This window comes from Escherichia sp. GZ89, from assembly GCF_019366485.1.
Classification (GTDB): domain Bacteria; phylum Pseudomonadota; class Gammaproteobacteria; order Enterobacterales; family Enterobacteriaceae; genus Escherichia; species Escherichia fergusonii.
Genome location: NZ_JAEOHX010000001.1, coordinates 348,820 through 371,352 on the forward strand (window position 1 = coordinate 348,820; position 22,533 = coordinate 371,352).

Sequence of the window (22,533 nt, forward strand, 5' to 3'; positions counted from 1 at the left end):
CTATGAGTAATGTTATTGCTTCACTTGAAAAGGTACTCCTTCCTTTTGCTGTAAAAATAGGAAAGCAGCCACATATTAATGCAATTAAAAACGGTTTTATTCGCTTAATGCCGTTAACCCTTGCAGGGGCTATGTTTGTATTAATAAACAACGTTTTCCTGAGCTTTGGGGAGGGGTCATTTTTTTATTCCTTAGGTATTCGCCTGGATGCTTCTACCATCGAAACACTGAATGGTTTGAAAGGCATTGGCGGAAACGTCTACAACGGTACATTAGGCATTATGTCGTTAATGGCGCCGTTTTTATCGGTATGGCGCTGGCAGAAGAGCGTAAAGTTGATGCGCTGGCCGCCGGTTTATTATCGGTTGCGGCATTTATGACCGTTACACCTTATAGCGTAGGTGAAGCTTATGCTGTTGGCGCAAACTGGTTAGGTGGTGCCAATATTATCTCCGGCATTATTATTGGTCTGGTGGTTGCAGAAATGTTTACCTTTGTTGTTCGTCGCAACTGGGTTATTCGCCTGCCTGACAGTGTGCCTGCTTCGGTGTCGCGTTCTTTCTCGGCATTGATCCCCGGCTTTATTATCCTTTCTTTTATGGGAATTATTGCCTGGGTGCTAAATAGCTGGGGGACAAACTTCCACCAAATCATTATGGACTCCATCTCCACGCCACTGGCTTCAATGGGCGCGGTGGTTGGCTGGGCGTATGTGATTTTTGTTCCGCTGTTGTGGTTCTTTGGTATTCACGGTTCACTGGCATTAACTGCACTGGACAGCGGTATCATGACTCCATGGGCATTGGAAAACATCTCGATTTACCAGCAATATGGTTCTGTTGCAGCAGCAGTTGAAGCTGGCAAGACGTTCCATGTCTGGGCGAAACCGATGCTTGACTCCTACATCTTCCTTGGTGGTAGTGGTGCAACTCTCGGGCTGATTATTGCTATCTTTATCGCTTCCCGCCGCGCTGATTATCGTTCAGTGGCTAAACTGGCGCTGCCATCAGGCATCTTCCAGATTAACGAACCGATTCTGTTTGGCCTGCCAATTATTATGAACCCGGTAATGTTTATCCCGTTTGTTCTGGTACAACCGATTCTGGCAGCAATTACCCTGGTTGCTTACTACACCGGCATTATTCCACCTATCACTAACATCGCACCGTGGACCATGCCAACAGGACTGGGTGCATTCTTTAACACTAATGGTAGTGTTGCCGCTCTGCTGGTCGCACTCTTTAACCTCGGTGTCGCAACGCTGGTGTACCTGCCATTTGTGGTAGTCGCTAACAAAGCACAGAACGTCATTGATGAAGAAGAGAGCGAAGAAGATATCGCTAACGCACTGAAATTTTAATTGTCACCGGCAGTGGGAAACCGCTGCCGGTAAGAATAGAGAGGAACGATATATGATGGATCTCGACAATATTCCTGATGCGCCAACTGAAGCAGAAGAGCTGGAAGAAGTAGTGATGGGGTTAATTATTAACTCCGGACAGGCGCGTAGCCTGGCGTATGCGGCACTGAAACAAGCCAAGCAGGGCGATTTTGCCGCTGCGAAGGCGATGATGGAACAGTCGCGGATGGCGCTTAATGAAGCTCATTTGGTGCAAACAAAGCTGATTGAAGGAGATCAGGGCGAAGGCAAAATGAAAGTTAGCCTGGTGCTGGTACATGCGCAGGATCATCTGATGACCTCCATGCTGGCACGTGAACTGGTCAGTGAATTAATTGAGCTTCACGAGAAGCTGAAACCGTAAGGAGTCGATGATGCAACCGCAGATTAGCGCACCGGAAATTGCCACGGCCCGTGAGCAACAACTGTTTAATGGTAAGAATTTCCATGTGTTTATCTACAATAAAACTGAAAGTATCAGTGGGTTGCATCAGCATGACTACTACGAGTTCACCCTGGTTTTAACTGGCCGCTACTACCAGGAGATTAACGGTAAACGTGTATTGCTGGAGCGTGGTGATTTTGTGTTTATCCCGCTGGGATCACATCACCAGAGCTTTTATGAGTTTGGCGCTACACGTATTTTGAATGTTGGTATTAGCAAGCGTTTTTTTGAACAGCATTATTTGCCTTTATTGCCATTCTGTTTTGTTGCTTCACAGGTCTATCGCGCCAACAGTGCTTTTATGACCTATGTCGAAACGGTTATCGCGTCACTTAATTTTCGTGATACCGGGCTGGAAGAGTTTGTTGAACTGGTTTCGTTTTATATTATCAACCGGCTGCGTCATTATCGTGAAGAACAAGTGTATGACGATATTCCCCAGTGGCTAAAAGTGACTGTGGAAATAATGCACGATAAAACACAGTTCGGAGATCATGCGCTGGAAAACATGGTTAAGCTATCTGGTAAATCTCAGGAGTATTTAACCCGTGCTACACAGCGTTATTACCGCAAAACGCCGATGCAAATGATTAATGAAATTCGCATTAATTTTGCCAAAAAACAACTGGAGATGACCAACTACTCCGTTACAGATATTGCCTACGAGTCGGGCTATAGTAGTCCAAGTCTGTTTATTAAAACCTTTAAAAAACTGACATCATTTACCCCAAATGGCTATCGTAAAAGGCTGACTGAATTTAATCAGTAATTGAATTGTCCATTAAATTAATTTACACGCTTGCCTTTTAATAACACTGGCAGTGCCAGGTTATTCCTGACAGACAGGCTAAGCATAGAACACCAGTGTTTCACACTGAAGGGAGAAAGTATGAGCCAGAAATTAAAAGTCGTCACTATCGGTGGCGGGAGCAGCTATACCCCGGAATTACTGGATGGGTTTATTAAGCGCTACCACGAACTACCTGTCAGCGAATTATGGCTGGTGGATGTAGAAGGCGGCAAAGAGAAACTGGATATTATTTTTGATCTCTGCCAGCGCATGATTGATAACGCTGGCGTGCCCATAAAATTATTTAAAACGCTCAATCGCCGTGAAGCGTTAAAAGATGCCGATTTCGTCACGACTCAACTACGCGTGGGCCAACTGCCAGCCCGTGAGCTGGATGAACGCATCCCATTGAGTCATGGTTATCTTGGTCAGGAAACCAATGGTGCGGGTGGACTGTTTAAAGGTTTACGTACCATTCCGGTGATTTTTGACATAGTGAAAGATGTTGAAGAACTGTGCCCAAATGCCTGGGTAATTAACTTCACTAACCCGGCGGGAATGGTCACCGAAGCAGTCTATCGTCATACCGGATTTAAACGCTTTATCGGTGTGTGTAATATTCCCACAGGCATGAAGATGTTTATTCGTGATGTGCTGACGCTGAATGAGAGCGATGACTTGTCTATCGATCTGTTCGGCCTGAACCACATGGTGTTTATTAAAGATGTACTGGTAAATGGTGAGTCTCGCTTTGCCGAATTGCTTGATGGCGTGGCGTCAGGGCGGTTAAAAGCGTCCTCTGTCAAAAATATTTTCGACCTGCCGTTTAGTGAAGGCTTGATTCGTTCGTTGAATCTGCTGCCATGTTCTTATCTACTGTATTACTTCAAGCAGAAAGAGATGCTGGCGATTGAAATGGGCGAATACTACAAAGGCGGTGCGCGTGCGCAGGTAGTACAGAAAGTCGAGAAAAACCTTTTTGACCTGTATAAAAATCCTGAGCTGAAAGTTAAACCGAAAGAGCTGGAACAGCGTGGTGGGGCTTATTACTCCGACGCAGCGTGTGAAGTGATTAACGCTATTTATAACGATAAGCAAACGGAACACTACATTAATATTCCACATCATGGGCATGTTGATAATATTCCGGCAGACTGGGCAGTAGAAATGACCTGCACGCTGGGGCGCAATGGTGCGACGCCTCATCCGCGCATTACCCATTTCGATGACAAAGTGATGGGGCTAATTCACACTATTAAAGGCTTTGAGATTGCTGCCAGCCATGCAGCACTAAGCGGTGAATTTAATGATGTGTTACTGGCGCTGAATCTTAGCCCGCTGGTGCATTCCGATCGTGACGCCGAGGTGCTGGCACGCGAGATGATTCTGGCACATGAGAAGTGGTTGCCAAACTTTGCTGACTGCATAGCAGATCTCAAAAAAGCACACTAAACGAGGCTGATTATGGAACGCTTACTGATTGTTAATGCCGATGACTTTGGTTTAAGTAAAGGTCAGAACTACGGCATTATCGAAGCCTGTCGTAACGGCGTTGTTACCTCTACGACGGCGTTGGTGAATGGTGAAGCTATTGATCACGCCGCACAGCTGAGCCGTGGGGCGCCAGGCCTGGCGGTGGGAATGCACTTTGTCCTCACCATGGGTAAGCCGCTGACTGAGATGCCGGGGCTGACCAGAGAAGGGATGCTGGGGAAATGGATCTGGCAGATGGCGGAAGAAGGTGCTTTACCGCTGGAGGAGATTTCCCTGGAGCTGGCGAGTCAGTATCAGCGTTTCATTGAGCTTTTTGGGCGTAAACCGACCCATATTGATAGCCATCATCATGTGCATATGTTCCCGCAAATTTTTCCTATTGTGGCCAGGTTTGCGGCAGAGCAGGGGATTGCACTGCGCATTGATCGTCAGGCGGTGTTTAATGACAGCGACCTGCCTGGAGAGTTGCGTAGTTCGCAGGGATTCAGTAGCGCATTTTATGGTGAAGAGATCAGTAATGCGTTGTTCCTGAAAGTGCTGGATGACTCCAGTCATCGCGGTGAGCGCTCTCTGGAAGTGATGTGTCATCCTGCGTTTATCGATAATACGATTCGCCAGAGTGCTTATTGCTTCCCTCGGTTAACAGAACTGGATGTGCTGACCTCAGCGTCGTTGAAATATGCGATTGCTGAGCGTGGTTATCGGTTGGGTAGTTATCTTGATGTGTAAGTAAGGTGGTAAGGTCACTCCCTTGGGGGCGTGACCTTATCCATATTTACGCAGGAATTTTGTCAATCTTAGGAATACGTGACCAGACGCGGTGTGCTGCCATTAGCGTTAACAGTTCATCCATAAAACTACCGTCAGCGCTGTCGGCTTCCACAATCCCTTCTTCACCCTGGTCATCGACCTTGATTGTTGCTTTAAACTTGCGCGCGTCTCCCGCCAGCGCAATCGGTTTAAGGTGTTTATAGGCTTCCATCAGATAGTAATTGGCATCGCCGTTGTCGGCGATATCGTCGATGTTACCGCAAGGTACAATCACTGCGTCTACTGTCAGCGAAGGCGCACCGGCAAAGGTGGCGGCAATGGGTAGCACCGTACCGTCATCCGCAGTCACTTCACCCATCCGTGAATAAAGCAGTTTGGCATGAACGCCTTTGGCCTTGAGTGCCTTGAGGATCGCCAGCAAGTCTGCTGAACGTACTTTGGCATTGAGTAAAATTGCTACTACGCGGCCCTTCACATCACCATCAGGAATGGCATACAGACTTAAAGCAGGATCTTTTTTCAGCCCGTTTACGTCCGGTGGCGGCGTAATATTCAGTTGGTCGTCAGTCAGTTCGATACCGAGATTTTTTGCTACCGCCTGCGCAAGGTTAAGATCGATATGCGCCAACTGGTCAACGACACGTTCACGAATATATGGACGAACGACTTTACTGAGTTCAAAGCTGAAGCCGTCGACAATATGTCGCTGCTCGAACGGCGTCTGACTTAACCAGAACAGGCGCGGATGAGAATAATATTCGCCAAATGACGGGCTACGTTCGCGCACTTTATTGCCTTCCACGCGCTCCTGATATGACTCAAATCCGCCACGTTTTGGCCCTGGTGGTGTTTCGCGCGGCCAGTTATCGTTGATCGAGTTGGGTTCGTAATTCGCCGGGTTAGTGTCGATACCCATGCGGTGCATGCCATCACGCTGGAAGTTGTGGTATGGGCAGGTCGGGCGGTTAATCGGAATTTCATGGAAATTGGGTCCGCCAAGACGACTGATTTGTGTATCGGTATAGGAGAACAAACGTCCCTGTAACAGGGGATCGTTGGTGAAATCCAGACCGGGGACAATATGCCCAGGATGGAAAGCCGCCTGTTCGTTTTCGGCAAAGAAGTTATCCGGATTACGATTAAGCACCATTTTGCCGACACGCTGAACGGGCACCAGTTCTTCCGGGATAAGTTTAGTTGGATCAAGAAGGTCGAAGTCGAACTTAAATTCATCTTCTTCAGGAATCAACTGGAAGCCCAGTTCGTATTCCGGGAAATCACCTGCTTCAATCGCTTCCCACAACTCGCGGCGGTGGAAGTCCGGGTCACGTCCGGTTAGTTTTTGTGCTTCATCCCAAACGAGCGAGGCTTTACCTGCCAGTGGTTTCCAGTGGAAACGTACGAACGTCGCTTTACCTTCGGCGTTAATCAGACGGAAGGTATGAATACCAAAGCCTTCCATAGTGCGGTAGCTGCGCGGGATACCACGATCCGACATCGCCCACATTACGTTGTGCAGTGTTTCCGGTTGCAGGGAAACATAATCCCAGAAGGTGTCGTGAGCGCTTTGCCCCTGCGGGATTGCCCAGTGTGGTTCTGGTTTTACCGCATGGACAAAATCAGGGAATTTATGCGCATCCTGAATAAAGAAGATCGGTGTGTTGTTACCAACAAGGTCAAAAATACCCTCTTCAGTGTAGAACTTGGTCGCGAAGCCACGGATATCTCGCACCGTATCAGCCGAGCCTGCACCGCCCTGAACGGTGGAGAAACGGACAAACACTGGAGTGATTTTATTCGGTTCAGACAGGAAATCTGCTTTGGTGATATCGCTTAAGCTTTTATACGGCTGGAAATAACCATGAGCCGCCGATCCTCGCGCATGAACAATACGCTCAGGGATACGCTCATGGTCAAAGTGAGTGATCTTCTCGCGCAGAATAAAATCTTCCAGCAGCGTTGGACCACGGCTACCGGCGCGCAGGGAGTTTTGATCATCGGCGATGCGTACGCCCTGGTTGGTGGTAAGTGCATAATTTTCACTGCCTTTACGCACGTCCTCCAGGGAGTTCAGCTTTTCATTACGTGTATCAGGGGCTTTCAGACTCCCTGGCGCGGTTGGCTGCGCTCCCGGTGGCGTCGGTTCAGCCGCTGGACGATGGGAACCATCCTCAGGTGCCAGTGAGTCCATTCCCGGTTTCGCTTCGCTGGAATCGTGTAGTGGTGACTGGTGCTGATGTGGGTTCTTTTCGTTATATTGCGACATTGAACTCGTCTCCTTAATTTATTACTGAAAGGGCCGCTGTTTTGGTCAAAAAACTCTCTAACTATAGACCATGAACAGGTGTTCACTCTGGAGATGTGGCAAAGTGGTACAGAGTTCGAATTTACGCAGAGCAGGACGGACGGGGATTAGATCGGCTAAAATACAGTTTTTCTGATTTTCGATATGTGTTTAGTGAAGCCATTAATGATGAAACCTCTTCGCCAGCAAAACCGCCCGATTATTAGTTATGTTCCGCGCGTAGAACCTGCGCCACCGGAGCATGCAATAAAGATGGATGCGTTTCGTGATGTCTGGATACTGCGTGGCAAATATGTTGCATTTGTTCTGATCGGAGAGTCATTTCGACGTTCACCAGGGTTTAGTGTGCCAGAATCGGCCCAACGCTGGGCAAATCAGATTCGTCAGGAAAATGAGGTCGAAGAATAAAAAAACGCCTGTCGGGATGACAGGCGTTTAACGTAACAAATCAGGATTAACGGTGCGCCAGTTCGGCGTCTTCTTCACTATCCAGAATGGATTTATCTGTTTGTTTCAGCCACTGACTGGTCAGCGTACCCGCCGTCATGGAGCCGCTCACGTTCAACGCGGTACGCCCCATATCAATCAATGGTTCAACAGAGATGAGTAGCGCCACCAGTGTTACAGGTAAGCCCATTGCAGGTAACACAATCAGTGCGGCAAAGGTTGCACCACCACCAACACCAGCAACACCCGCAGAACTCACGGTCACGATACCTACCAGAGTCGCAATCCACATCGGATCCAGCGGATTAATACCAACAGTCGGAGCAACCATCACTGCCAGCATTGCCGGATAAAGCCCGGCACAACCGTTTTGACCGATGGTGGCACCGAATGAGGCCGCAAAGCTGGCAATTGATTCAGGTACGCCGAGACGACGCGTTTGAGCTTCCACATTCAGGGGAATGGATGCTGCACTGGAGCGGCTGGTGAAGGCAAAAGTCAGCACCGGCCACACTTTACGAAAGTACTTCAGTGGGCTTACCCCATTGATACCCAGCAGAAGACCATGTACAGCAAACATAATCAGCAGGCCAAGGTAAGAGGCAACAACAAAGCTGCCAAGCTTAATGATGTCCTGCAAGTTTGAACCTGCGACGACTTTGGTCATCAAGGCAAGAACACCGTAAGGGGTGAGTTGCATAACCAAACGCACCAGTTTCATCACCCAGCTTTGTAGGGTATCGATCGCCGTTAACACACGCTCACCTTTTGGTGCGTCATCTTTTAGCAATTTAAGTGCTGCAACACCAAGGAATGCGGCGAAGATAACCACGCTGATGATCGAGGTTGGATTCGCGCCTGTCAGATCAGCAAACGGGTTTTTAGGAATAAAAGAAAGCACCAGCTGTGGCACGCTGAGGTCGGCAACTTTACCTACATAATTACTTTCAATCGCGTTAAGGCGCGCGGTTTCTGCGCCACCCTGCACCAGACCTTCTGCGGTCAGACCAAACAGGTTGGTGACCAGCACACCGACCAGTGCAGCAATCAGCGTGGTAAACAGCAGCGTACCAATGGTCAGGAAACTGATTTTGCCCAGTTGTGAGGCATTATGCAGACGAGCAACAGCACTGAGAATTGAAGCAAATACCAGTGGCATAACGATCATTTGCAGTAACTGAACGTAACCGTTGCCCACAATGTTGAACCACTGTACTGAGTCTTTTAACACCTGGCTGTCTGAACCATAAATGGTATGCAGGGCAAGACCAAACACCACGCCCATGACCAGACCCACCAGCACTTTTTTTGCCAGACTCCACTGTTTGTGACGGGCTTGCGCCAGCACAAACAGCAGAGCGACGAACACAACAATGTTCGCAATTAATGGAAAATTCATCCCCGTTCTCCTGATATTTTTATGTGAATCGCCCGACAAGACGATTCTGTTGGCGTCAGATTATCAGAACTGTGACCCGGCTCTTATATTCAAATGGAATTGTTTATTCCAAAACTGATGGTATCGACTGCTTAGTAGTCAATTTGATGGTTAATCAGACGATTAAATTGCAATTGCAGCGTATTGATCATCTGTGATGACCAGCGAACGGCACTATTTTCTGGCAGTGTGTGAGGCATCCACACTGACCAGACAAACAATGCCATGCAGAGAAAACGCTCCAGTTGGTTACCTTTTTGCGGCACCAGAATCGGAAAACGAAAACGCCAACGGCAGGGCCAGAGCAGGGGAACTCCGGCAGGTGTCAGCATATCAGCCAGAATATGACTCAGATAACCTAATACCATTCCTTGCAGGGCATCTGCAGGAACCACCCAGGTTTCAGGTACTTTCAAATAAAAGGTGGTCAGTAACGCAAAAACAGCCAACAGACTGTGGGTAAATCCCCGGTGTCCGAAAGCGCGTGCGATGGGCTTAGATATCCATTTAAGGCGCTGACCTAAAAACGACTTCGGATGATCGATGTCGGGCAGTAAACAGGTCAGAATTGCGGAAGGAATAATGTGCCACCAGTCACCCTGTGCAAGCACGGGCGTAAGTTCGGCATTTTTGGCAAATACCGCGCAAGCTATAGAAAAAAGGAGGTGACCTTCCGCCGTCATGATAAAACTCACTAAACTGTCAATTCATACAGTATAGGATTTTTATACAGTGCAAGGAAGTAGTGACGGTGTAACTGTTTGTCAAAAAATGGTGAGCAATTCAGCAGTTAAACCGGAAGCGTAAAAATTATGGGCAATGAAGCATTGCCCATAATAATTCAGCCGCGAAGATGATGAATATTTAGCTCTTCTAATGAGGCGAGTTTGACGTTTGCCAGTACAAAACGGGGATCATCGAAATCGTGTTGCGCCGGAACGACGATGGAGCGCATACGAGCCGCTTTTGACGCGATCATCCCATTCACCGAATCTTCCAGAGCGACACAATTGAGTGGATCAACGCCCAGTTTAGCTGCGCAGTCGAGATAAACCTGTGGATGTGGCTTGCTGTAGGGCAGTTTTTCTGCGGATGCCAGTACATCGAAGCTGTCACGCAGATTAAACATCGTCAGCACCTTTTCCAGCATATGTAACGGAGACGCAGAAGCGAGTCCCACCTTCATTCCTTGTTCTTTACATAATGCGATAGCCTCATGCACGCCAGGCATCAGTGGTTGGGTTTCTTCAATCAACGAAATCGCACGTGAAATGACGCGATCAACAACTTCTTGCCGGTTTGGCCCGATCCACGGCTGGTGGGAATACCAAAGATCAACCACCATATCGATGCGCAGGCCAAGTGTATCAGGCAGCTCATGCCGACGGCTGATATCAACACCAAGGCTGGCCATGACGTCCAGTTCGGCGCGATCCCACAGCGGTTCAGAGTCGATAAGTAATCCGTCCATATCAAAAATTGCGGCCAGAATCTGGCGTGGGGTTGACATTACAACCTCTCCTTTTGAACTTAAAATGTAAGGTATTCAGTATTGCTGATGAATCGTTGCTTATCATACCGTCTTTAAAGATCGGGCGAAAACAGTTATCAACAGGTAGACTAAGAGCAAAACGACACGTCTTAATCAAGGGGAACACATGACGTATCAACAGGCTGGACGCATCGCTGTCTTAAAAAGGATTCTTGGTTGGGTCATTTTTATACCGGCGCTCGTTTCCACATTGATCTCTGCATTAAAATTTATGAATGCAAAAACCGTCGAGCAGGAAGGCATTAATGCCGTAATGCTCGACTTTACCCATGTCATGATCGACATGATGCGTGTTAACACACCTTTCCTGAATATCTTCTGGTACAATTCGCCAACCCCAGACTTTCATAACAGTATGAATATTATGTTCTGGGTGATATTTATCCTGATTTTTGTCGGTCTGGCGATGCAGGATTCCGGCGCTCGAATGAGCCGTCAGGCACGTTTTTTGCGGGAAGGGGTGGAAGACCAGTTAATTCTTGAAAAGGCGAAAGGGAGTGACGGTCTGACTCGTGAACAAATTGAGTCTCGCATTGTGGTGCCACATCACACCATTTTTCTGCAATTTTTCCCGCTCTATATTCTGCCGGTCATTGTGATCGTGTTGGGATATTTCTTCTTTTCTTTACTTGGTTTTATTTAACGCTTAAACAGGCCGGAGTGCGTAACAAATACGCCTCCGGCCAGGCCGTTATGCAGCCAGTAATCGATCCAGTGACTGTTGGGCAGTCACCAGGTGTTGACCACCAAACAATCTTGCCCGGTTAAGCAAGGTATAGAGTTGATAAACAGGTTGGCGCTCGAGGAAATCTGCCGGTAAGGGCGAAACAGACTGATAACCATCATAGATTTGTGGCGGTTGCTCAGTATGAAGCGGAAGCATCGCCAGATCACATTCTCTGTCACCCCAGTAACATGCAGGATCAAAGATATATGGTCCATCCGGACCTAACGCACAGTTACCTGACCATAAATCACCGTGTAGCAGCGAAGGTTGCGGCTGATGTGATGCCAGTCGTTGCTGTATATGTTCGACAATGGCGTCAATATTGCCAAACGCGATGCCTTTTTCGGCCGCTAACTCCAGTTGCCAACCAATGCGTTGTTCCGCAAAGAAAGTCGACCAGCGACGCTGCCAGGTATTTGGTTGCGGCGTGGTGGAAAGCGCATTGTCAAAATCGAGACCAAATTGCGGCTGGTCACTCCATTCATGCAGATGGGCGATTTGTTGACCAAGAATAAAAGCATTGTGCGCGTCCAACGGACGGGGAGGGAGATAATCCATCACAAGGAAACTGTAGTCTCTGTCTGCGCCGACTGCCCACACTTTCGGCACCGTGACCGTTTTACTGCGGGATAGCAATTCCAGTTGATCGGCTTCAGCGGTGAATCCCGGTAGAAGTTCCCTTTCGTCACACTTGACGAAAAAGTCGCGTCCTGCATAGCGTATATGCCATGCGGCATGAACTTCTCCGCCAGGCAGTTCATTACGCAACTCGATTTCGCCTTCACCTAACTGCTCGCTTAAAAGACGACTGATTGCCTGCCACATGATGTCTCTCCCATGTTGTCTGCCAGATCATAAGGTTAGCGTAATAATGCGGTAAAAAAACACGAACTAACGCACACCACGGCCTCCATATCTCAAGAAAAGGCACTTATTGTTTGTGGTTACTCCATTCGTCCCAGGTAATAACAGCAATTTCAGGCTCCATTCCTAACGCTGTTTCTGCCAGTCCGGCTGCGAGCGCTTTCACTTCCTCTGGCGTCTGGGTGGTTATCAACCCGAAGCTGTTGGTGCCTAGTTCATGAATATTGCCTTCGTCATCAGTCATGGTGAGTAAAAAGCCGCTGCGCGTGAGATGGTTATTTAATTCATTTATTTCAGTTAAGGTATCCTCGTGAAACACCACTGTTATGACGTAACGAGTGACATCGCCGCTGGCCATTTTTTCACCTCTTTGTAATCGCATGAGTTTTGAGCATAGACGGTGATTCCCTTCACCGACAGGTTTGTACGATTTAACGCGTAGCGGAAATTATTGCCTGGTAAGCCAGGCATAGATTTTGTGAGTGTCGTCAGCAGAACATAGACGTGTTCCCTGATTGAGTGTTGCGGCACTCCCGGCAGCTACACCAAATCGAACCATATCTTCCAGAGAGGCTCCTTCTGCCAGCTTCAGTGTCATTGCGCCCACCATGCTGTCACCTGCACCCACTGTACTCTGACTTTTTACCGGAGGAGGAACGACCTGAATGCATGATTCCTTGTCTACTGCCAGGGCACCTTGTGGTCCAAGCGACACCACTACACGATGGGCTTTACCACAGTCGACAATCTCCTGAGCTGCTTTGCGGACGTCATCGGGTTGTAAAAGCTCACGATTAACCAGGGCACTCAATTCTTTGAGATTCGGTTTTACTAACTCTATATGACCAATTGCCAGCGCAGCTGCGAGTGCTTCGCCAGAGCTATCAATAATGCAACGAATCCCTTGCTTTTGTGCGGCAGAAATAAGTTGCGTTAACTTTTTCAGTTCTACTCCTGGTGGCAGGCTGCCGCTTATGACCAGAATGGCACCAGATTCTATTTCAAAGACTTGCTCTTCGAGCTGACGAAACTCATCTTCACTGAGTGTGGCCCCAGGCATCACGAAACGATACTGTTCGCCACTGGATTCTACATGGACATGCAGATTTTGTCGGGTCCAGTCTTTCGCTTCGATGGTAGCGACCGGGACGTTTTCATCGGCAAGCAGGGCGACCAGATGCTCCCCCGTAGCACCGCCTGCCGGGAATATCGCTGTCGCGCTGCCGCCAAGATGAGCAATAGCTCGGGCGACGTTGATTCCGCCACCACCAGGTTCAAAAACGGGAGAAGAACAGCGTAGTTTGCCTTCGGGATAAATCTGCGGGGTAATTGTCGCGCTGTCGAGTGAGGGCGCAAGTGTTAACGTGTAGATACGTACCATCTTTTCCTCCTGTCAGGTTGATTTCAGTCTGGCACTGAATATCGAGAAAGGGAAGAAATTAACAATATGATTTCTGTGATATTTATTATTTCATTCAGAAAACCAGATATAAAAAAATTATTGGTTTTACATGATGCTTATATCAAAAAATGAAATAAGATTTGATTGCTATGTTATTCATGCCTTTTTATAATTCGTCTCCTTTCCAGGGGGCGTTTGTCATTGATCCCTATGAAAGTTTCCGGGACCGTTATGGTCTCTTTTTTTGTTGTGCGGACTCTTAATAAATGAAGCTCTTGAAGACAGTTCCTGCCGCAGTTGTGCTGGCGGGGGGCGTGCTTGCGTCAATGTATGCGGCTGCCGATGATTCCGTTTTTACTGTCATGGATGATCCTGCGACTGCGCAGAAAACGTTTGAAGGTAATCTCAACGGGGGATACCTGGCGCAGTCAGGAAATACCAAAAGTTCCTCTCTGACAGCCGACTCCACCATGACCTGGTATGGTAAGACAACAGCGTGGTCTTTATGGGGTAACGCCAGCAACACTTCGTCAAATGATGAGCGTTCTTCAGAAAAATATGCAGTAGGTGGACGTTCTCGTTATAACTTAACGGATTACGATTATATTTTCGGCCAGGCAAGTTGGCTGACAGACCGTTATAACGGTTATCGTGAACGCGATGTACTAACGGCGGGTTATGGACGGCAGTTCCTGAACGGCCCGGTTCATAGTTTTCGTTTTGAATTCGGTCCTGGTGTGCGTTACGACAAATATACAGATGATTCCAGCGAAACACAGCCGCTGGGTTACGCATCAGGTGCTTATGCATGGCAATTAACAGATAACGCGAAATTCACGCAAGGTGTTTCTGTTTTTGGCGCGGAAGATACTACGCTCAATTCTGAGAGCGCGTTGAATGTTGCTATTAATGAACACTTTGGACTGAAAGTCGCCTACAACGTGACCTGGAACTCTGAACCGCCAGAATCAGCACCGGAGCATACCGACCGCCGCACAGTGGTGTCGTTAGGATATAAAATGTAATGATATTGGGGTCAGATGCAATAAAAGAGTCTGGCCCATATTATTTCTCTGAAAAAATCGATTATCGGAAATAAATTCCACTATTAGCCCCAAATCATTGCTGCCCAACGAAGTAACATTAACGCCCCGCAAATAGATAACAGAACGACAATCATCTTCCAGTGTTTTTTATTAAATCGTTTCGTTGGCATCGTTGGTTTCCATCAAAGTTGGCTTTGTATCAGAATAGATAAAAATTAACGTCAGGGGCAGTGAATTGATTTTAAACAAAGTAAGGCAATGATTTCGGCTTTGATCGACGGGCAATGCCGTGTACACTATCCGGCGGTATTATCAAAAAGCGGGTGTAGGTCTGGTGTCGCCAACCGGCGCGCTGTGACATATTTCGCAGAGTGAAGCGGGAATCAGCCCATACCTTTTTGGTAAATTTCTAGATAAATCTTTGTATGTGATCTTGCGTATGGGTCACCACTGCAAAAAAGGACATAACATGCCTGTTATTACTCTTCCTGATGGCAGCCAACGCCATTACGACCACGCTGTAAGCCCCATGGATGTTGCACTGGACATTGGTCCAGGTCTGGCGAAAGCCTGTATCGCAGGGCGCGTTAATGGCGAACTGGTTGATGCTTGTGATCTGATTGAAAACGACGCGCAACTGGCGATCATTACCGCAAAAGACGAAGAAGGTCTTGAGATCATTCGTCACTCCTGTGCACACCTGTTAGGGCACGCGATTAAACAACTTTGGCCGCACACCAAAATGGCGATCGGCCCGGTGATTGATAACGGTTTCTATTACGACGTTGATCTTGACCGCACGTTAACCCAGGAAGATGTCGAAGCACTCGAGAAGCGGATGCATGAGCTTGCTGAGAAAAACTACGACGTCATTAAGAAGAAAGTTAGCTGGCACGAAGCGCGTGAGACCTTCGTTAAACGCGGTGAGAGCTATAAAGTCTCCATCCTGGACGAAAACATCGCCCATGATGACCAGCCAGGTCTGTACTTCCATGAAGAATATGTCGATATGTGCCGTGGTCCGCACGTACCGAACATGCGTTTCTGCCACCATTTCAAATTGATGAAAACGGCAGGGGCCTACTGGCGCGGCGACAGCAACAACAAAATGTTGCAACGTATTTATGGTACTGCGTGGGCAGATAAAAAAGCCCTCAACGCTTACTTGCAGCGTCTGGAAGAAGCCGCTAAACGCGACCACCGTAAAATCGGTAAACAGCTCGACCTGTACCATATGCAGGAAGAAGCGCCAGGTATGGTGTTCTGGCATAACGACGGCTGGACAATCTTCCGTGAACTGGAAGTGTTCGTTCGTACCAAACTGAAAGAGTACCAGTATCAGGAAGTTAAAGGTCCGTTTATGATGGACCGTGTCCTGTGGGAAAAAACCGGTCACTGGGAAAACTACAAAGATGCGATGTTCACCACCTCTTCTGAGAACCGTGAGTATTGCATTAAGCCAATGAACTGCCCGGGTCACGTGCAGATTTTCAACCAGGGGCTGAAGTCTTATCGCGACCTGCCGCTGCGTATGGCTGAGTTTGGTAGCTGCCATCGTAATGAGCCTTCAGGTTCGCTGCATGGCCTGATGCGTGTGCGTGGTTTTACCCAGGACGACGCGCATATCTTCTGTACTGAAGAACAAATTCGCGATGAAGTTAACGGATGTATCCGTTTAGTCTATGATATGTACAGCACTTTTGGCTTCGAGAAGATCGTCGTCAAACTCTCCACTCGTCCTGAAAAACGTATTGGCAGCGACGAAATGTGGGATCGTGCTGAGGCGGACCTGGCGGTTGCGCTGGAAGAAAACAACATCCCGTTTGAATATCAACTGGGTGAAGGCGCTTTCTACGGTCCGAAAATTGAATTTACCCTGTATGACTGCCTCGATCGTGCATGGCAGTGCGGTACAGTACAGCTGGACTTCTCTTTGCCTTCTCGTCTGAGCGCTTCTTATGTAGGCGAAGACAATGAACGTAAAGTACCGGTAATGATTCACCGCGCAATTCTGGGGTCGATGGAACGTTTTATCGGTATCCTGACCGAAGAATTTGCTGGTTTCTTCCCGACCTGGCTTGCGCCAGTTCAGGTAGTTATCATGAATATTACCGATTCTCAGTCTGAATACGTTAACGAATTGACGCAAAAACTATCAAATGCGGGCATTCGTGTTAAAGCAGACTTGAGAAATGAGAAGATTGGCTTTAAAATCCGCGAGCACACTTTGCGTCGCGTCCCATATATGCTGGTCTGTGGTGATAAAGAGGTGGAATCAGGCAAAGTAGCCGTTCGCACCCGCCGTGGTAAAGACCTGGGAAGCATGGACGTAAATGAAGTGATCGAGAAGCTGCAACAAGAGATTCGCAGCCGCAGTCTTAAACAATTGGAGGAATAAGGTATTAAAGGCGGAAAACGAGTTCAAACGGCGCGCCCTAACCGTATCAATGGCGAAATTCGCGCCCAGGAAGTTCGCTTAACAGGTCTGGAAGGCGAGCAGCTTGGTATTGTGAGTCTGAGAGAAGCTCTGGAGAAAGCAGAAGAAGCCGGAGTAGACTTAGTCGAGATCAGCCCTAACGCCGAGCCGCCGGTTTGTCGTATAATGGATTACGGCAAATTCCTCTATGAAAAGAGCAAGTCTTCTAAGGAACAGAAGAAAAAGCAAAAAGTTATCCAGGTTAAGGAAATTAAATTCCGTCCTGGTACAGATGAAGGCGACTATCAGGTAAAACTCCGCAGCCTGATTCGCTTTCTCGAAGAGGGTGATAAAGCCAAAATCACGCTGCGTTTCCGCGGTCGTGAGATGGCGCACCAGCAAATCGGTATGGAAGTGCTTAATCGCGTGAAAGACGATTTGCAAGAACTGGCAGTGGTCGAATCCTTCCCAACGAAGATCGAAGGCCGCCAGATGATCATGGTGCTCGCTCCTAAGAAGAAACAGTAAGGCCTTCAAGTAGCACTGTCTGTGGAGCCTTTGGGCTTCACAGGCATTGTTCGCCTTTGTTTCGTTTATTAACAATGCGAAGTGGAAGTTATTAAAATGCCAAAAATTAAGACCGTACGCGGTGCTGCTAAGCGCTTCAAAAAAACCGGTAAAGGTGGTTTTAAGCACAAGCACGCTAACCTGCGTCACATTCTGACCAAAAAAGCGACCAAACGTAAACGTCACCTGCGTCCGAAAGCCATGGTTTCCAAAGGCGATCTGGGCCTGGTAATCGCGTGCCTGCCGTACGCATAAGCCGTTAACGTTTTTAACTTTTTAATTAGAATATAGATACAGGAGAGCACATATGGCTCGCGTAAAACGTGGTGTTATTGCACGCGCACGTCACAAGAAAATTTTGAAACAAGCTAAAGGCTACTACGGTGCGCGTTCTCGCGTATACCGCGTTGCCTTCCAGGCTGTTATCAAAGCTGGTCAGTATGCTTACCGTGACCGTCGTCAACGTAAGCGTCAGTTCCGTCAACTGTGGATTGCGCGTATCAACGCAGCAGCACGTCAGAACGGTATTTCTTACAGCAAATTCATCAATGGCCTGAAAAAAGCCTCTGTTGAAATCGACCGTAAGATCCTGGCTGATATCGCAGTATTCGACAAAGTAGCGTTCACCGCTCTGGTTGAAAAAGCGAAAGCAGCTCTGGCATAAGCCAGTTGAAAGAGGGAGCTAGTCTCCCTCTTTTCGTTTCAACGCCATCAAAACATTGACTTTTATCGCTATAGCCTTTTCAATAAAGGTCTTTTAAAGAGTACCAAAAGGTAACGCAAGCAATGAATGCTGCTATTTTCCGCTTCTTTTTTTACTTTAGCACCTGACTCCAGGAGGCTAGCGCGTGAGAAGAGAAACGGAAAACAGCGCCTGAAAGCCTCCCAGTGGAGGCTTTTTTTGTATGCGCGTTTTGAAAAATAAAAAGTCTGTCTCATCATGCGTAATTGTCGCAGCCAGTCTGGACACGGCCAGCGCGGAGAAACCGGAGCGTACTTAAGTACGTGAGGATTTCGAGCACTGCCCGGGACCAAAATGGCAAGTAAAATAGCCTGATGGGATAGGCTCTAAGTCCAACGAACCAGTGTCACCACTGACACAATGAGGAAAACCATGTCACATCTCGCAGAACTGGTTGCCAGTGCGAAGGCGGCCATTAGCCAGGCGTCAGATGTTGCCGCGTTAGACAATGTGCGCGTCGAATATTTGGGTAAAAAAGGGCACTTAACCCTTCAGATGACGACCCTGCGTGAACTGCCGCCAGAAGAGCGCCCGGCAGCTGGTGCGGTTATCAACGAAGCAAAGGAGCAAGTGCAGCAGGCGCTGAATGCGCGTAAAGCTGAACTGGAAAGCGCAGCGCTGAATGCGCGTCTGGCTGCGGAAACGATTGATGTCTCCCTGCCGGGTCGTCGTATTGAAAACGGCGGTTTGCATCCGGTGACCCGTACCATCGACCGTATCGAAAGTTTCTTCGGTGAGCTTGGCTTTACCGTGGCAACCGGGCCGGAAATCGAAGACGATTATCATAACTTCGATGCTCTGAACATTCCTGGTCACCACCCGGCGCGCGCTGACCACGACACTTTCTGGTTTGACGCTACCCGCCTGCTGCGTACCCAGACCTCTGGCGTACAGATCCGCACCATGAAAGCTCAGCAGCCACCGATTCGTATCATCGCGCCTGGCCGCGTTTATCGTAACGACTACGACCAGACTCACACGCCGATGTTCCATCAGATGGAAGGTCTGATTGTTGATACCAACATCAGCTTTACCAACCTGAAAGGCACGCTGCACGACTTCCTGCGTAACTTCTTTGAGGAAGATTTGCAGATCCGCTTCCGTCCTTCCTACTTCCCGTTTACCGAACCTTCTGCAGAAGTGGACGTCATGGGTAAAAACGGTAAATGGCTGGAAGTACTGGGCTGCGGGATGGTGCATCCGAACGTGCTGCGTAATGTTGGCATCGATCCGGAAGTTTACTCTGGTTTCGCCTTCGGGATGGGGATGGAGCGTCTGACTATGTTGCGTTACGGCGTCACCGACCTGCGTTCATTCTTCGAAAACGATCTGCGTTTCCTCAAACAGTTTAAATAAGGCAGGAATAGATTATGAAATTCAGTGAACTGTGGTTACGCGAATGGGTGAACCCGGCGATTGATAGTGATGCGTTGGCAAATCAAATCACCATGGCGGGCCTGGAAGTAGACGGTGTAGAACCGGTTGCCGGTAGCTTCCACGGCGTGGTCGTTGGTGAAGTGGTTGAGTGTGCTCAGCATCCGAACGCTGACAAACTGCGTGTGACAAAAGTCAATGTCGGCGGCGATCGCCTGCTGGACATCGTCTGCGGTGCGCCAAACTGCCGTCAGGGCCTGCGTGTGGCGGTAGCGACTATTGGTGCTGTTCTGCCGGGTGATTTCAAAATTAAAGCGGCGAAACTGCGTGGCGAACCATCTGAAGGGATGCTGTGCTCCTTTTCTGAGCTGGGAATTTCTGACGATCACAGCGGCATTATCGAACTGCCAGCGGATGCGCCGATTGGCACCGATATCCGCGAATACCTGAAACTCGATGACAACACCATCGAAATTAGCGTAACGCCAAACCGTGCCGATTGCTTAGGCATTATCGGCGTGGCGCGTGATGTTGCCGTGCTGAACCAGCTGCCGCTGGTTGAACCGGAAATCGTTCCGGTTGGTGCGACCATCGACGACACGCTGCCGATTGCAGTCGAAGCGCCGGAAGCCTGCCCGCGTTATCTTGGTCGTGTGGTAAAAGGCATTAACGTTAAAGCGCCAACTCCACTGTGGATGAAAGAAAAACTGCGTCGTTGCGGGATTCGTTCTATCGATGCAGTCGTTGACGTCACCAACTATGTGCTGCTCGAACTGGGCCAGCCGATGCACGCTTTCGATAAAGATCGCATTGAAGGCGGCATTGTGGTGCGGATGGCGAAAGAGGGCGAAACGCTGGTACTGCTCGACGGTACCGAAGCGAAGCTGAACGCTGACACCCTGGTCATCGCCGACCACAACAAGGCGCTGGCGATGGGCGGCATCTTTGGTGGCGAACACTCTGGCGTGAATGACGAAACGCAAAACGTCCTGTTGGAATGCGCTTTCTTCAGCCCGCTGTCTATCACCGGTCGTGCTCGTCGTCATGGCCTGCATACTGATGCGTCTCACCGTTATGAGCGTGGCGTTGATCCGGCACTGCAGCACAAAGCGATGGAACGTGCGACCCGTCTGCTGATCGACATCTGCGGTGGTGAGGCTGGTCCGGTAATTGATATCACCAACGAAGCAACGCTGCCGAAGCGTGCAACCATCACTTTGCGTCGCAGCAAACTGGATCGCCTGATTGGCCATCATATTGCCGATGAGCAGGTCACTGACATTCTGCGTCGTCTCGGCTGCGAAGTGACCGAAGGCAAAGACGAGTGGCAGGCAGTTGCGCCGAGCTGGCGTTTCGACATGGAGATTGAAGAAGATCTGGTCGAAGAAGTCGCGCGTGTTTACGGCTACAACAACATCCCTGATGAGCCGGTGCAGGCAAACCTGATTATGGGTACTCACCGCGAAGCCGATCTGTCGCTCAAGCGCGTGAAAACGCTGCTCAACGACAAAGGCTATCAGGAAGTGATCACCTACAGCTTCGTTGATCCGAAAGTGCAGCAGATGATCCATCCAGGCGTTGAAGCCTTATTGCTGCCAAGCCCTATTTCCGTTGAAATGTCAGCAATGCGTCTTTCCCTGTGGACCGGCCTGCTGGCAACCGTGGTGTACAACCAGAACCGTCAGCAGAACCGTGTGCGCATTTTCGAAAGTGGTCTGCGTTTCGTGCCAGATACTCAGGCATCGTTGGGCATTCGTCAGGATCTGATGTTAGCCGGTGTGATTTGCGGTAACCGTTACGAAGAGCACTGGAACCTGGCAAAAGAGACCGTTGATTTCTATGATTTGAAAGGCGATCTTGAATCCGTTCTCGACCTGACCGGTAAACTGGCTGATGTTGAGTTCCGCGCAGAAGCAAATCCTGCACTACATCCTGGACAATCCGCAGCGATTTATCTGAAAGGTGAACGTATTGGTTTTATTGGGGTTGTTCATCCAGAACTGGAACGTAAACTGGATCTTAACGGTCGCACTCTGGTGTTCGAACTGGAGTGGAACAAGCTCGCAGACCGCGTGGTGCCTCAAGCGCGTGAGATTTCTCGCTTCCCGGCGAACCGTCGTGATATCGCAGTAGTGGTCGCAGAAAACGTTCCCGCAGCGGATATTTTATCCGAATGTAAGAAAGTTGGCGTAAATCAGGTAGTTGGCGTAAACTTATTTGACGTGTACCGCGGTAAGGGTGTTGCGGAGGGGTATAAGAGCCTCGCCATAAGCCTGATCCTGCAAGATACCAGCCGTACACTCGAAGAAGAGGAGATTGCCGCTACCGTCGCCAAATGTGTAGAGGCATTAAAAGAGCGATTCCAGGCATCATTGAGGGATTGAACCTATGGCGCTTACAAAAGCTGAAATGTCAGAATATCTGTTTGATAAGCTTGGGCTTAGCAAGCGGGATGCCAAAGAACTGGTTGAACTGTTTTTCGAAGAGATCCGTCGCGCTCTGGAAAACGGTGAGCAGGTGAAACTCTCTGGTTTTGGTAACTTCGATCTGCGTGATAAGAATCAACGCCCGGGACGTAACCCGAAAACGGGCGAAGATATTCCCATTACAGCACGGCGCGTGGTGACTTTCAGACCAGGGCAGAAGTTAAAAAGCCGGGTCGAAAACGCCTCGCCTAAAGACGAGTAATCTGATCTAACTAAAAAGGCCGCTTTGCGGCCTTTTTTCTTTTCACTCTTGAAGAGTCACCGTAAA

At 48.8% G+C, this 22,533-nt stretch carries 23 protein-coding genes, 1 pseudogene and 1 other annotated feature; of the genes and pseudogenes, 16 read left to right on the forward strand and 8 right to left on the reverse strand.

Annotation, left to right across the window (positions count from 1 at the left end; genetic code table 11):
* Positions 1 to 2: 2 nt before the first annotated feature.
* The 5 genes and pseudogenes from chbC (at position 3) to chbG (ending at position 4,857) form a co-directional block, all read left to right on the forward strand.
* Positions 3 to 1,360 (forward strand): annotated as a pseudogene (chbC, locus tag K0335_RS01705) (PTS N,N'-diacetylchitobiose transporter subunit IIC).
* Between the two features lie 52 nt (positions 1,361 to 1,412).
* Positions 1,413 to 1,763, forward strand: coding sequence for a PTS N,N'-diacetylchitobiose transporter subunit IIA (gene chbA / locus K0335_RS01710; RefSeq protein WP_000968906.1), 351 nt, complete (start codon positions 1,413 to 1,415; stop codon positions 1,761 to 1,763).
* Positions 1,764 to 1,770: 7 nt separating this feature from the next.
* A complete protein-coding gene (gene chbR, locus K0335_RS01715) occupies positions 1,771 to 2,613 on the forward strand; it encodes a transcriptional regulator ChbR (RefSeq protein ID WP_000983580.1) in 843 nt (280 codons plus the stop codon).
* A gap of 120 nt (positions 2,614 to 2,733) precedes the next feature.
* Positions 2,734 to 4,086 carry a 6-phospho-beta-glucosidase gene (celF, locus tag K0335_RS01720; protein ID WP_104919695.1) on the forward strand — a complete coding sequence of 451 codons (1,353 nt, stop codon included), beginning with the start codon at positions 2,734 to 2,736 and terminating at the stop codon, positions 4,084 to 4,086.
* Positions 4,087 to 4,098: 12 nt separating this feature from the next.
* Positions 4,099 to 4,857, forward strand: coding sequence for a chitin disaccharide deacetylase (gene chbG, locus K0335_RS01725; protein WP_104919696.1), 759 nt, complete (start codon positions 4,099 to 4,101; stop codon positions 4,855 to 4,857).
* 46 nt (positions 4,858 to 4,903) lie between these two features.
* On the opposite strand, the gene katE is transcribed toward chbG, so the two are convergent.
* A complete protein-coding gene (gene katE, locus K0335_RS01730; RefSeq protein WP_104919697.1) occupies positions 4,904 to 7,165 on the reverse strand; it encodes a catalase HPII in 2,262 nt (753 codons plus the stop codon).
* A gap of 183 nt (positions 7,166 to 7,348) precedes the next feature.
* Here katE and cedA point away from each other — a divergent pair, with 183 nt between their 5' ends.
* A complete protein-coding gene (cedA, locus tag K0335_RS01735) occupies positions 7,349 to 7,612 on the forward strand; it encodes a cell division activator CedA (RefSeq protein WP_015953364.1) in 264 nt (87 codons plus the stop codon).
* 46 nt (positions 7,613 to 7,658) lie between these two features.
* Here cedA and tcyP read toward each other — a convergent pair whose 3' ends face one another.
* From tcyP to hxpB, 3 genes are all read right to left on the reverse strand, one after another.
* Positions 7,659 to 9,050: a cystine/sulfocysteine:cation symporter gene (tcyP, locus tag K0335_RS01740; RefSeq protein WP_046077509.1), complete on the reverse strand. Its 1,392-nt coding sequence runs from the start codon at positions 9,048 to 9,050 to the stop codon at positions 7,659 to 7,661.
* A 131-nt stretch (positions 9,051 to 9,181) separates the two neighbouring features.
* Complete coding sequence (locus K0335_RS01745; protein WP_002431564.1) at positions 9,182 to 9,772, reverse strand: metal-dependent hydrolase; 591 nt, start codon at positions 9,770 to 9,772, stop codon at positions 9,182 to 9,184.
* A 158-nt stretch (positions 9,773 to 9,930) separates the two neighbouring features.
* Entirely contained in the window at positions 9,931 to 10,599 is a 669-nt protein-coding gene (hxpB, locus tag K0335_RS01750) for a hexitol phosphatase HxpB (protein WP_104919698.1), read from the reverse strand.
* Between the two features lie 148 nt (positions 10,600 to 10,747).
* Between hxpB and K0335_RS01755 the strand changes: the two genes are divergently transcribed.
* Complete coding sequence (locus K0335_RS01755) at positions 10,748 to 11,284, forward strand: YniB family protein (protein ID WP_104919699.1); 537 nt, start codon at positions 10,748 to 10,750, stop codon at positions 11,282 to 11,284.
* Positions 11,285 to 11,332: 48 nt separating this feature from the next.
* Here K0335_RS01755 and K0335_RS01760 read toward each other — a convergent pair whose 3' ends face one another.
* From K0335_RS01760 to pfkB, 3 genes are all read right to left on the reverse strand, one after another.
* On the reverse strand, positions 11,333 to 12,193 hold the full coding sequence (locus K0335_RS01760; RefSeq protein ID WP_104919700.1) for a fructosamine kinase family protein: 861 nt from the start codon (positions 12,191 to 12,193) through the stop codon (positions 11,333 to 11,335).
* A 106-nt stretch (positions 12,194 to 12,299) separates the two neighbouring features.
* Entirely contained in the window at positions 12,300 to 12,590 is a 291-nt protein-coding gene (gene ghoS / locus K0335_RS01765) for a type V toxin-antitoxin system endoribonuclease antitoxin GhoS (RefSeq protein ID WP_000146169.1), read from the reverse strand.
* Positions 12,591 to 12,680: 90 nt separating this feature from the next.
* Positions 12,681 to 13,613 (reverse strand): 6-phosphofructokinase II, encoded by a 933-nt coding sequence (gene pfkB / locus K0335_RS01770; protein ID WP_000251713.1) that lies wholly within the window; start codon positions 13,611 to 13,613, stop codon positions 12,681 to 12,683.
* A 287-nt stretch (positions 13,614 to 13,900) separates the two neighbouring features.
* Between pfkB and K0335_RS01775 the strand changes: the two genes are divergently transcribed.
* Complete coding sequence (locus K0335_RS01775; protein ID WP_000771386.1) at positions 13,901 to 14,659, forward strand: YdiY family protein; 759 nt, start codon at positions 13,901 to 13,903, stop codon at positions 14,657 to 14,659.
* Between the two features lie 83 nt (positions 14,660 to 14,742).
* Here the strand turns inward: K0335_RS01775 and yniD are convergent, their stop codons facing one another.
* Positions 14,743 to 14,850 carry a small membrane protein YniD gene (gene yniD / locus K0335_RS01780; RefSeq protein WP_001142447.1) on the reverse strand — a complete coding sequence of 36 codons (108 nt, stop codon included), beginning with the start codon at positions 14,848 to 14,850 and terminating at the stop codon, positions 14,743 to 14,745.
* 299 nt (positions 14,851 to 15,149) lie between these two features.
* Here yniD and thrS point away from each other — a divergent pair, with 299 nt between their 5' ends.
* From thrS to ihfA, 8 genes are all read left to right on the forward strand, one after another.
* Entirely contained in the window at positions 15,150 to 17,078 is a 1,929-nt protein-coding gene (gene thrS / locus K0335_RS01785) for a threonine--tRNA ligase (RefSeq protein ID WP_001144186.1), read from the forward strand.
* Between the two features lie 3 nt (positions 17,079 to 17,081).
* Entirely contained in the window at positions 17,082 to 17,624 is a 543-nt protein-coding gene (gene infC / locus K0335_RS01790; protein ID WP_001700733.1) for a translation initiation factor IF-3, read from the forward strand.
* 96 nt (positions 17,625 to 17,720) lie between these two features.
* On the forward strand, positions 17,721 to 17,918 hold the full coding sequence (gene rpmI, locus K0335_RS01795; protein ID WP_001124225.1) for a 50S ribosomal protein L35: 198 nt from the start codon (positions 17,721 to 17,723) through the stop codon (positions 17,916 to 17,918).
* Positions 17,919 to 17,970: 52 nt separating this feature from the next.
* The gene (gene rplT, locus K0335_RS01800) at positions 17,971 to 18,327 is read left to right on the forward strand and encodes a 50S ribosomal protein L20 (RefSeq protein WP_000124850.1); all 357 of its coding nucleotides are present in this window, start codon (positions 17,971 to 17,973) and stop codon (positions 18,325 to 18,327) included.
* Between the two features lie 116 nt (positions 18,328 to 18,443).
* Positions 18,444 to 18,568 (forward strand) — a sequence feature (Phe leader region).
* Positions 18,450 to 18,494 (forward strand): pheST operon leader peptide PheM, encoded by a 45-nt coding sequence (gene pheM / locus K0335_RS01805; protein WP_001386830.1) that lies wholly within the window; start codon positions 18,450 to 18,452, stop codon positions 18,492 to 18,494. Its footprint overlaps the feature before it by 45 nt.
* A gap of 209 nt (positions 18,569 to 18,777) precedes the next feature.
* Positions 18,778 to 19,761 (forward strand): phenylalanine--tRNA ligase subunit alpha, encoded by a 984-nt coding sequence (pheS, locus tag K0335_RS01810; protein WP_000018588.1) that lies wholly within the window; start codon positions 18,778 to 18,780, stop codon positions 19,759 to 19,761.
* A 14-nt stretch (positions 19,762 to 19,775) separates the two neighbouring features.
* Positions 19,776 to 22,163, forward strand: a complete 2,388-nt coding sequence (pheT, locus tag K0335_RS01815) for a phenylalanine--tRNA ligase subunit beta (RefSeq protein WP_104919701.1) — start codon at positions 19,776 to 19,778, stop codon at positions 22,161 to 22,163.
* Positions 22,164 to 22,167: 4 nt separating this feature from the next.
* The gene (gene ihfA, locus K0335_RS01820; protein WP_001229265.1) at positions 22,168 to 22,467 is read left to right on the forward strand and encodes an integration host factor subunit alpha; all 300 of its coding nucleotides are present in this window, start codon (positions 22,168 to 22,170) and stop codon (positions 22,465 to 22,467) included.
* Positions 22,468 to 22,533 lie beyond the last annotated feature (66 nt).

Coding starts and splice junctions, on each gene's coding strand:
- chbA (WP_000968906.1), top strand. CDS start 1,413: ATGATGGATCTCGACAATATTCCTGATGCGCCAACTGAAGCAGAAGAG.
- chbR (WP_000983580.1), top strand. CDS start 1,771: ATGATGCAACCGCAGATTAGCGCACCGGAAATTGCCACGGCCCGTGAG.
- celF (WP_104919695.1), top strand. CDS start 2,734: ATGAGCCAGAAATTAAAAGTCGTCACTATCGGTGGCGGGAGCAGCTAT.
- chbG (WP_104919696.1), top strand. CDS start 4,099: ATGGAACGCTTACTGATTGTTAATGCCGATGACTTTGGTTTAAGTAAA.
- katE (WP_104919697.1), bottom strand. CDS start 7,165: ATGTCGCAATATAACGAAAAGAACCCACATCAGCACCAGTCACCACTA.
- cedA (WP_015953364.1), top strand. CDS start 7,349: ATGTGTTTAGTGAAGCCATTAATGATGAAACCTCTTCGCCAGCAAAAC.
- tcyP (WP_046077509.1), bottom strand. CDS start 9,050: ATGAATTTTCCATTAATTGCGAACATTGTTGTGTTCGTCGCTCTGCTG.
- K0335_RS01745 (WP_002431564.1), bottom strand. CDS start 9,772: ATGACGGCGGAAGGTCACCTCCTTTTTTCTATAGCTTGCGCGGTATTT.
- hxpB (WP_104919698.1), bottom strand. CDS start 10,599: ATGTCAACCCCACGCCAGATTCTGGCCGCAATTTTTGATATGGACGGA.
- K0335_RS01755 (WP_104919699.1), top strand. CDS start 10,748: ATGACGTATCAACAGGCTGGACGCATCGCTGTCTTAAAAAGGATTCTT.
- K0335_RS01760 (WP_104919700.1), bottom strand. CDS start 12,193: ATGTGGCAGGCAATCAGTCGTCTTTTAAGCGAGCAGTTAGGTGAAGGC.
- ghoS (WP_000146169.1), bottom strand. CDS start 12,590: ATGGCCAGCGGCGATGTCACTCGTTACGTCATAACAGTGGTGTTTCAC.
- pfkB (WP_000251713.1), bottom strand. CDS start 13,613: ATGGTACGTATCTACACGTTAACACTTGCGCCCTCACTCGACAGCGCG.
- K0335_RS01775 (WP_000771386.1), top strand. CDS start 13,901: ATGAAGCTCTTGAAGACAGTTCCTGCCGCAGTTGTGCTGGCGGGGGGC.
- yniD (WP_001142447.1), bottom strand. CDS start 14,850: ATGCCAACGAAACGATTTAATAAAAAACACTGGAAGATGATTGTCGTT.
- thrS (WP_001144186.1), top strand. CDS start 15,150: ATGCCTGTTATTACTCTTCCTGATGGCAGCCAACGCCATTACGACCAC.
- rpmI (WP_001124225.1), top strand. CDS start 17,721: ATGCCAAAAATTAAGACCGTACGCGGTGCTGCTAAGCGCTTCAAAAAA.
- rplT (WP_000124850.1), top strand. CDS start 17,971: ATGGCTCGCGTAAAACGTGGTGTTATTGCACGCGCACGTCACAAGAAA.
- pheS (WP_000018588.1), top strand. CDS start 18,778: ATGTCACATCTCGCAGAACTGGTTGCCAGTGCGAAGGCGGCCATTAGC.
- pheT (WP_104919701.1), top strand. CDS start 19,776: ATGAAATTCAGTGAACTGTGGTTACGCGAATGGGTGAACCCGGCGATT.
- ihfA (WP_001229265.1), top strand. CDS start 22,168: ATGGCGCTTACAAAAGCTGAAATGTCAGAATATCTGTTTGATAAGCTT.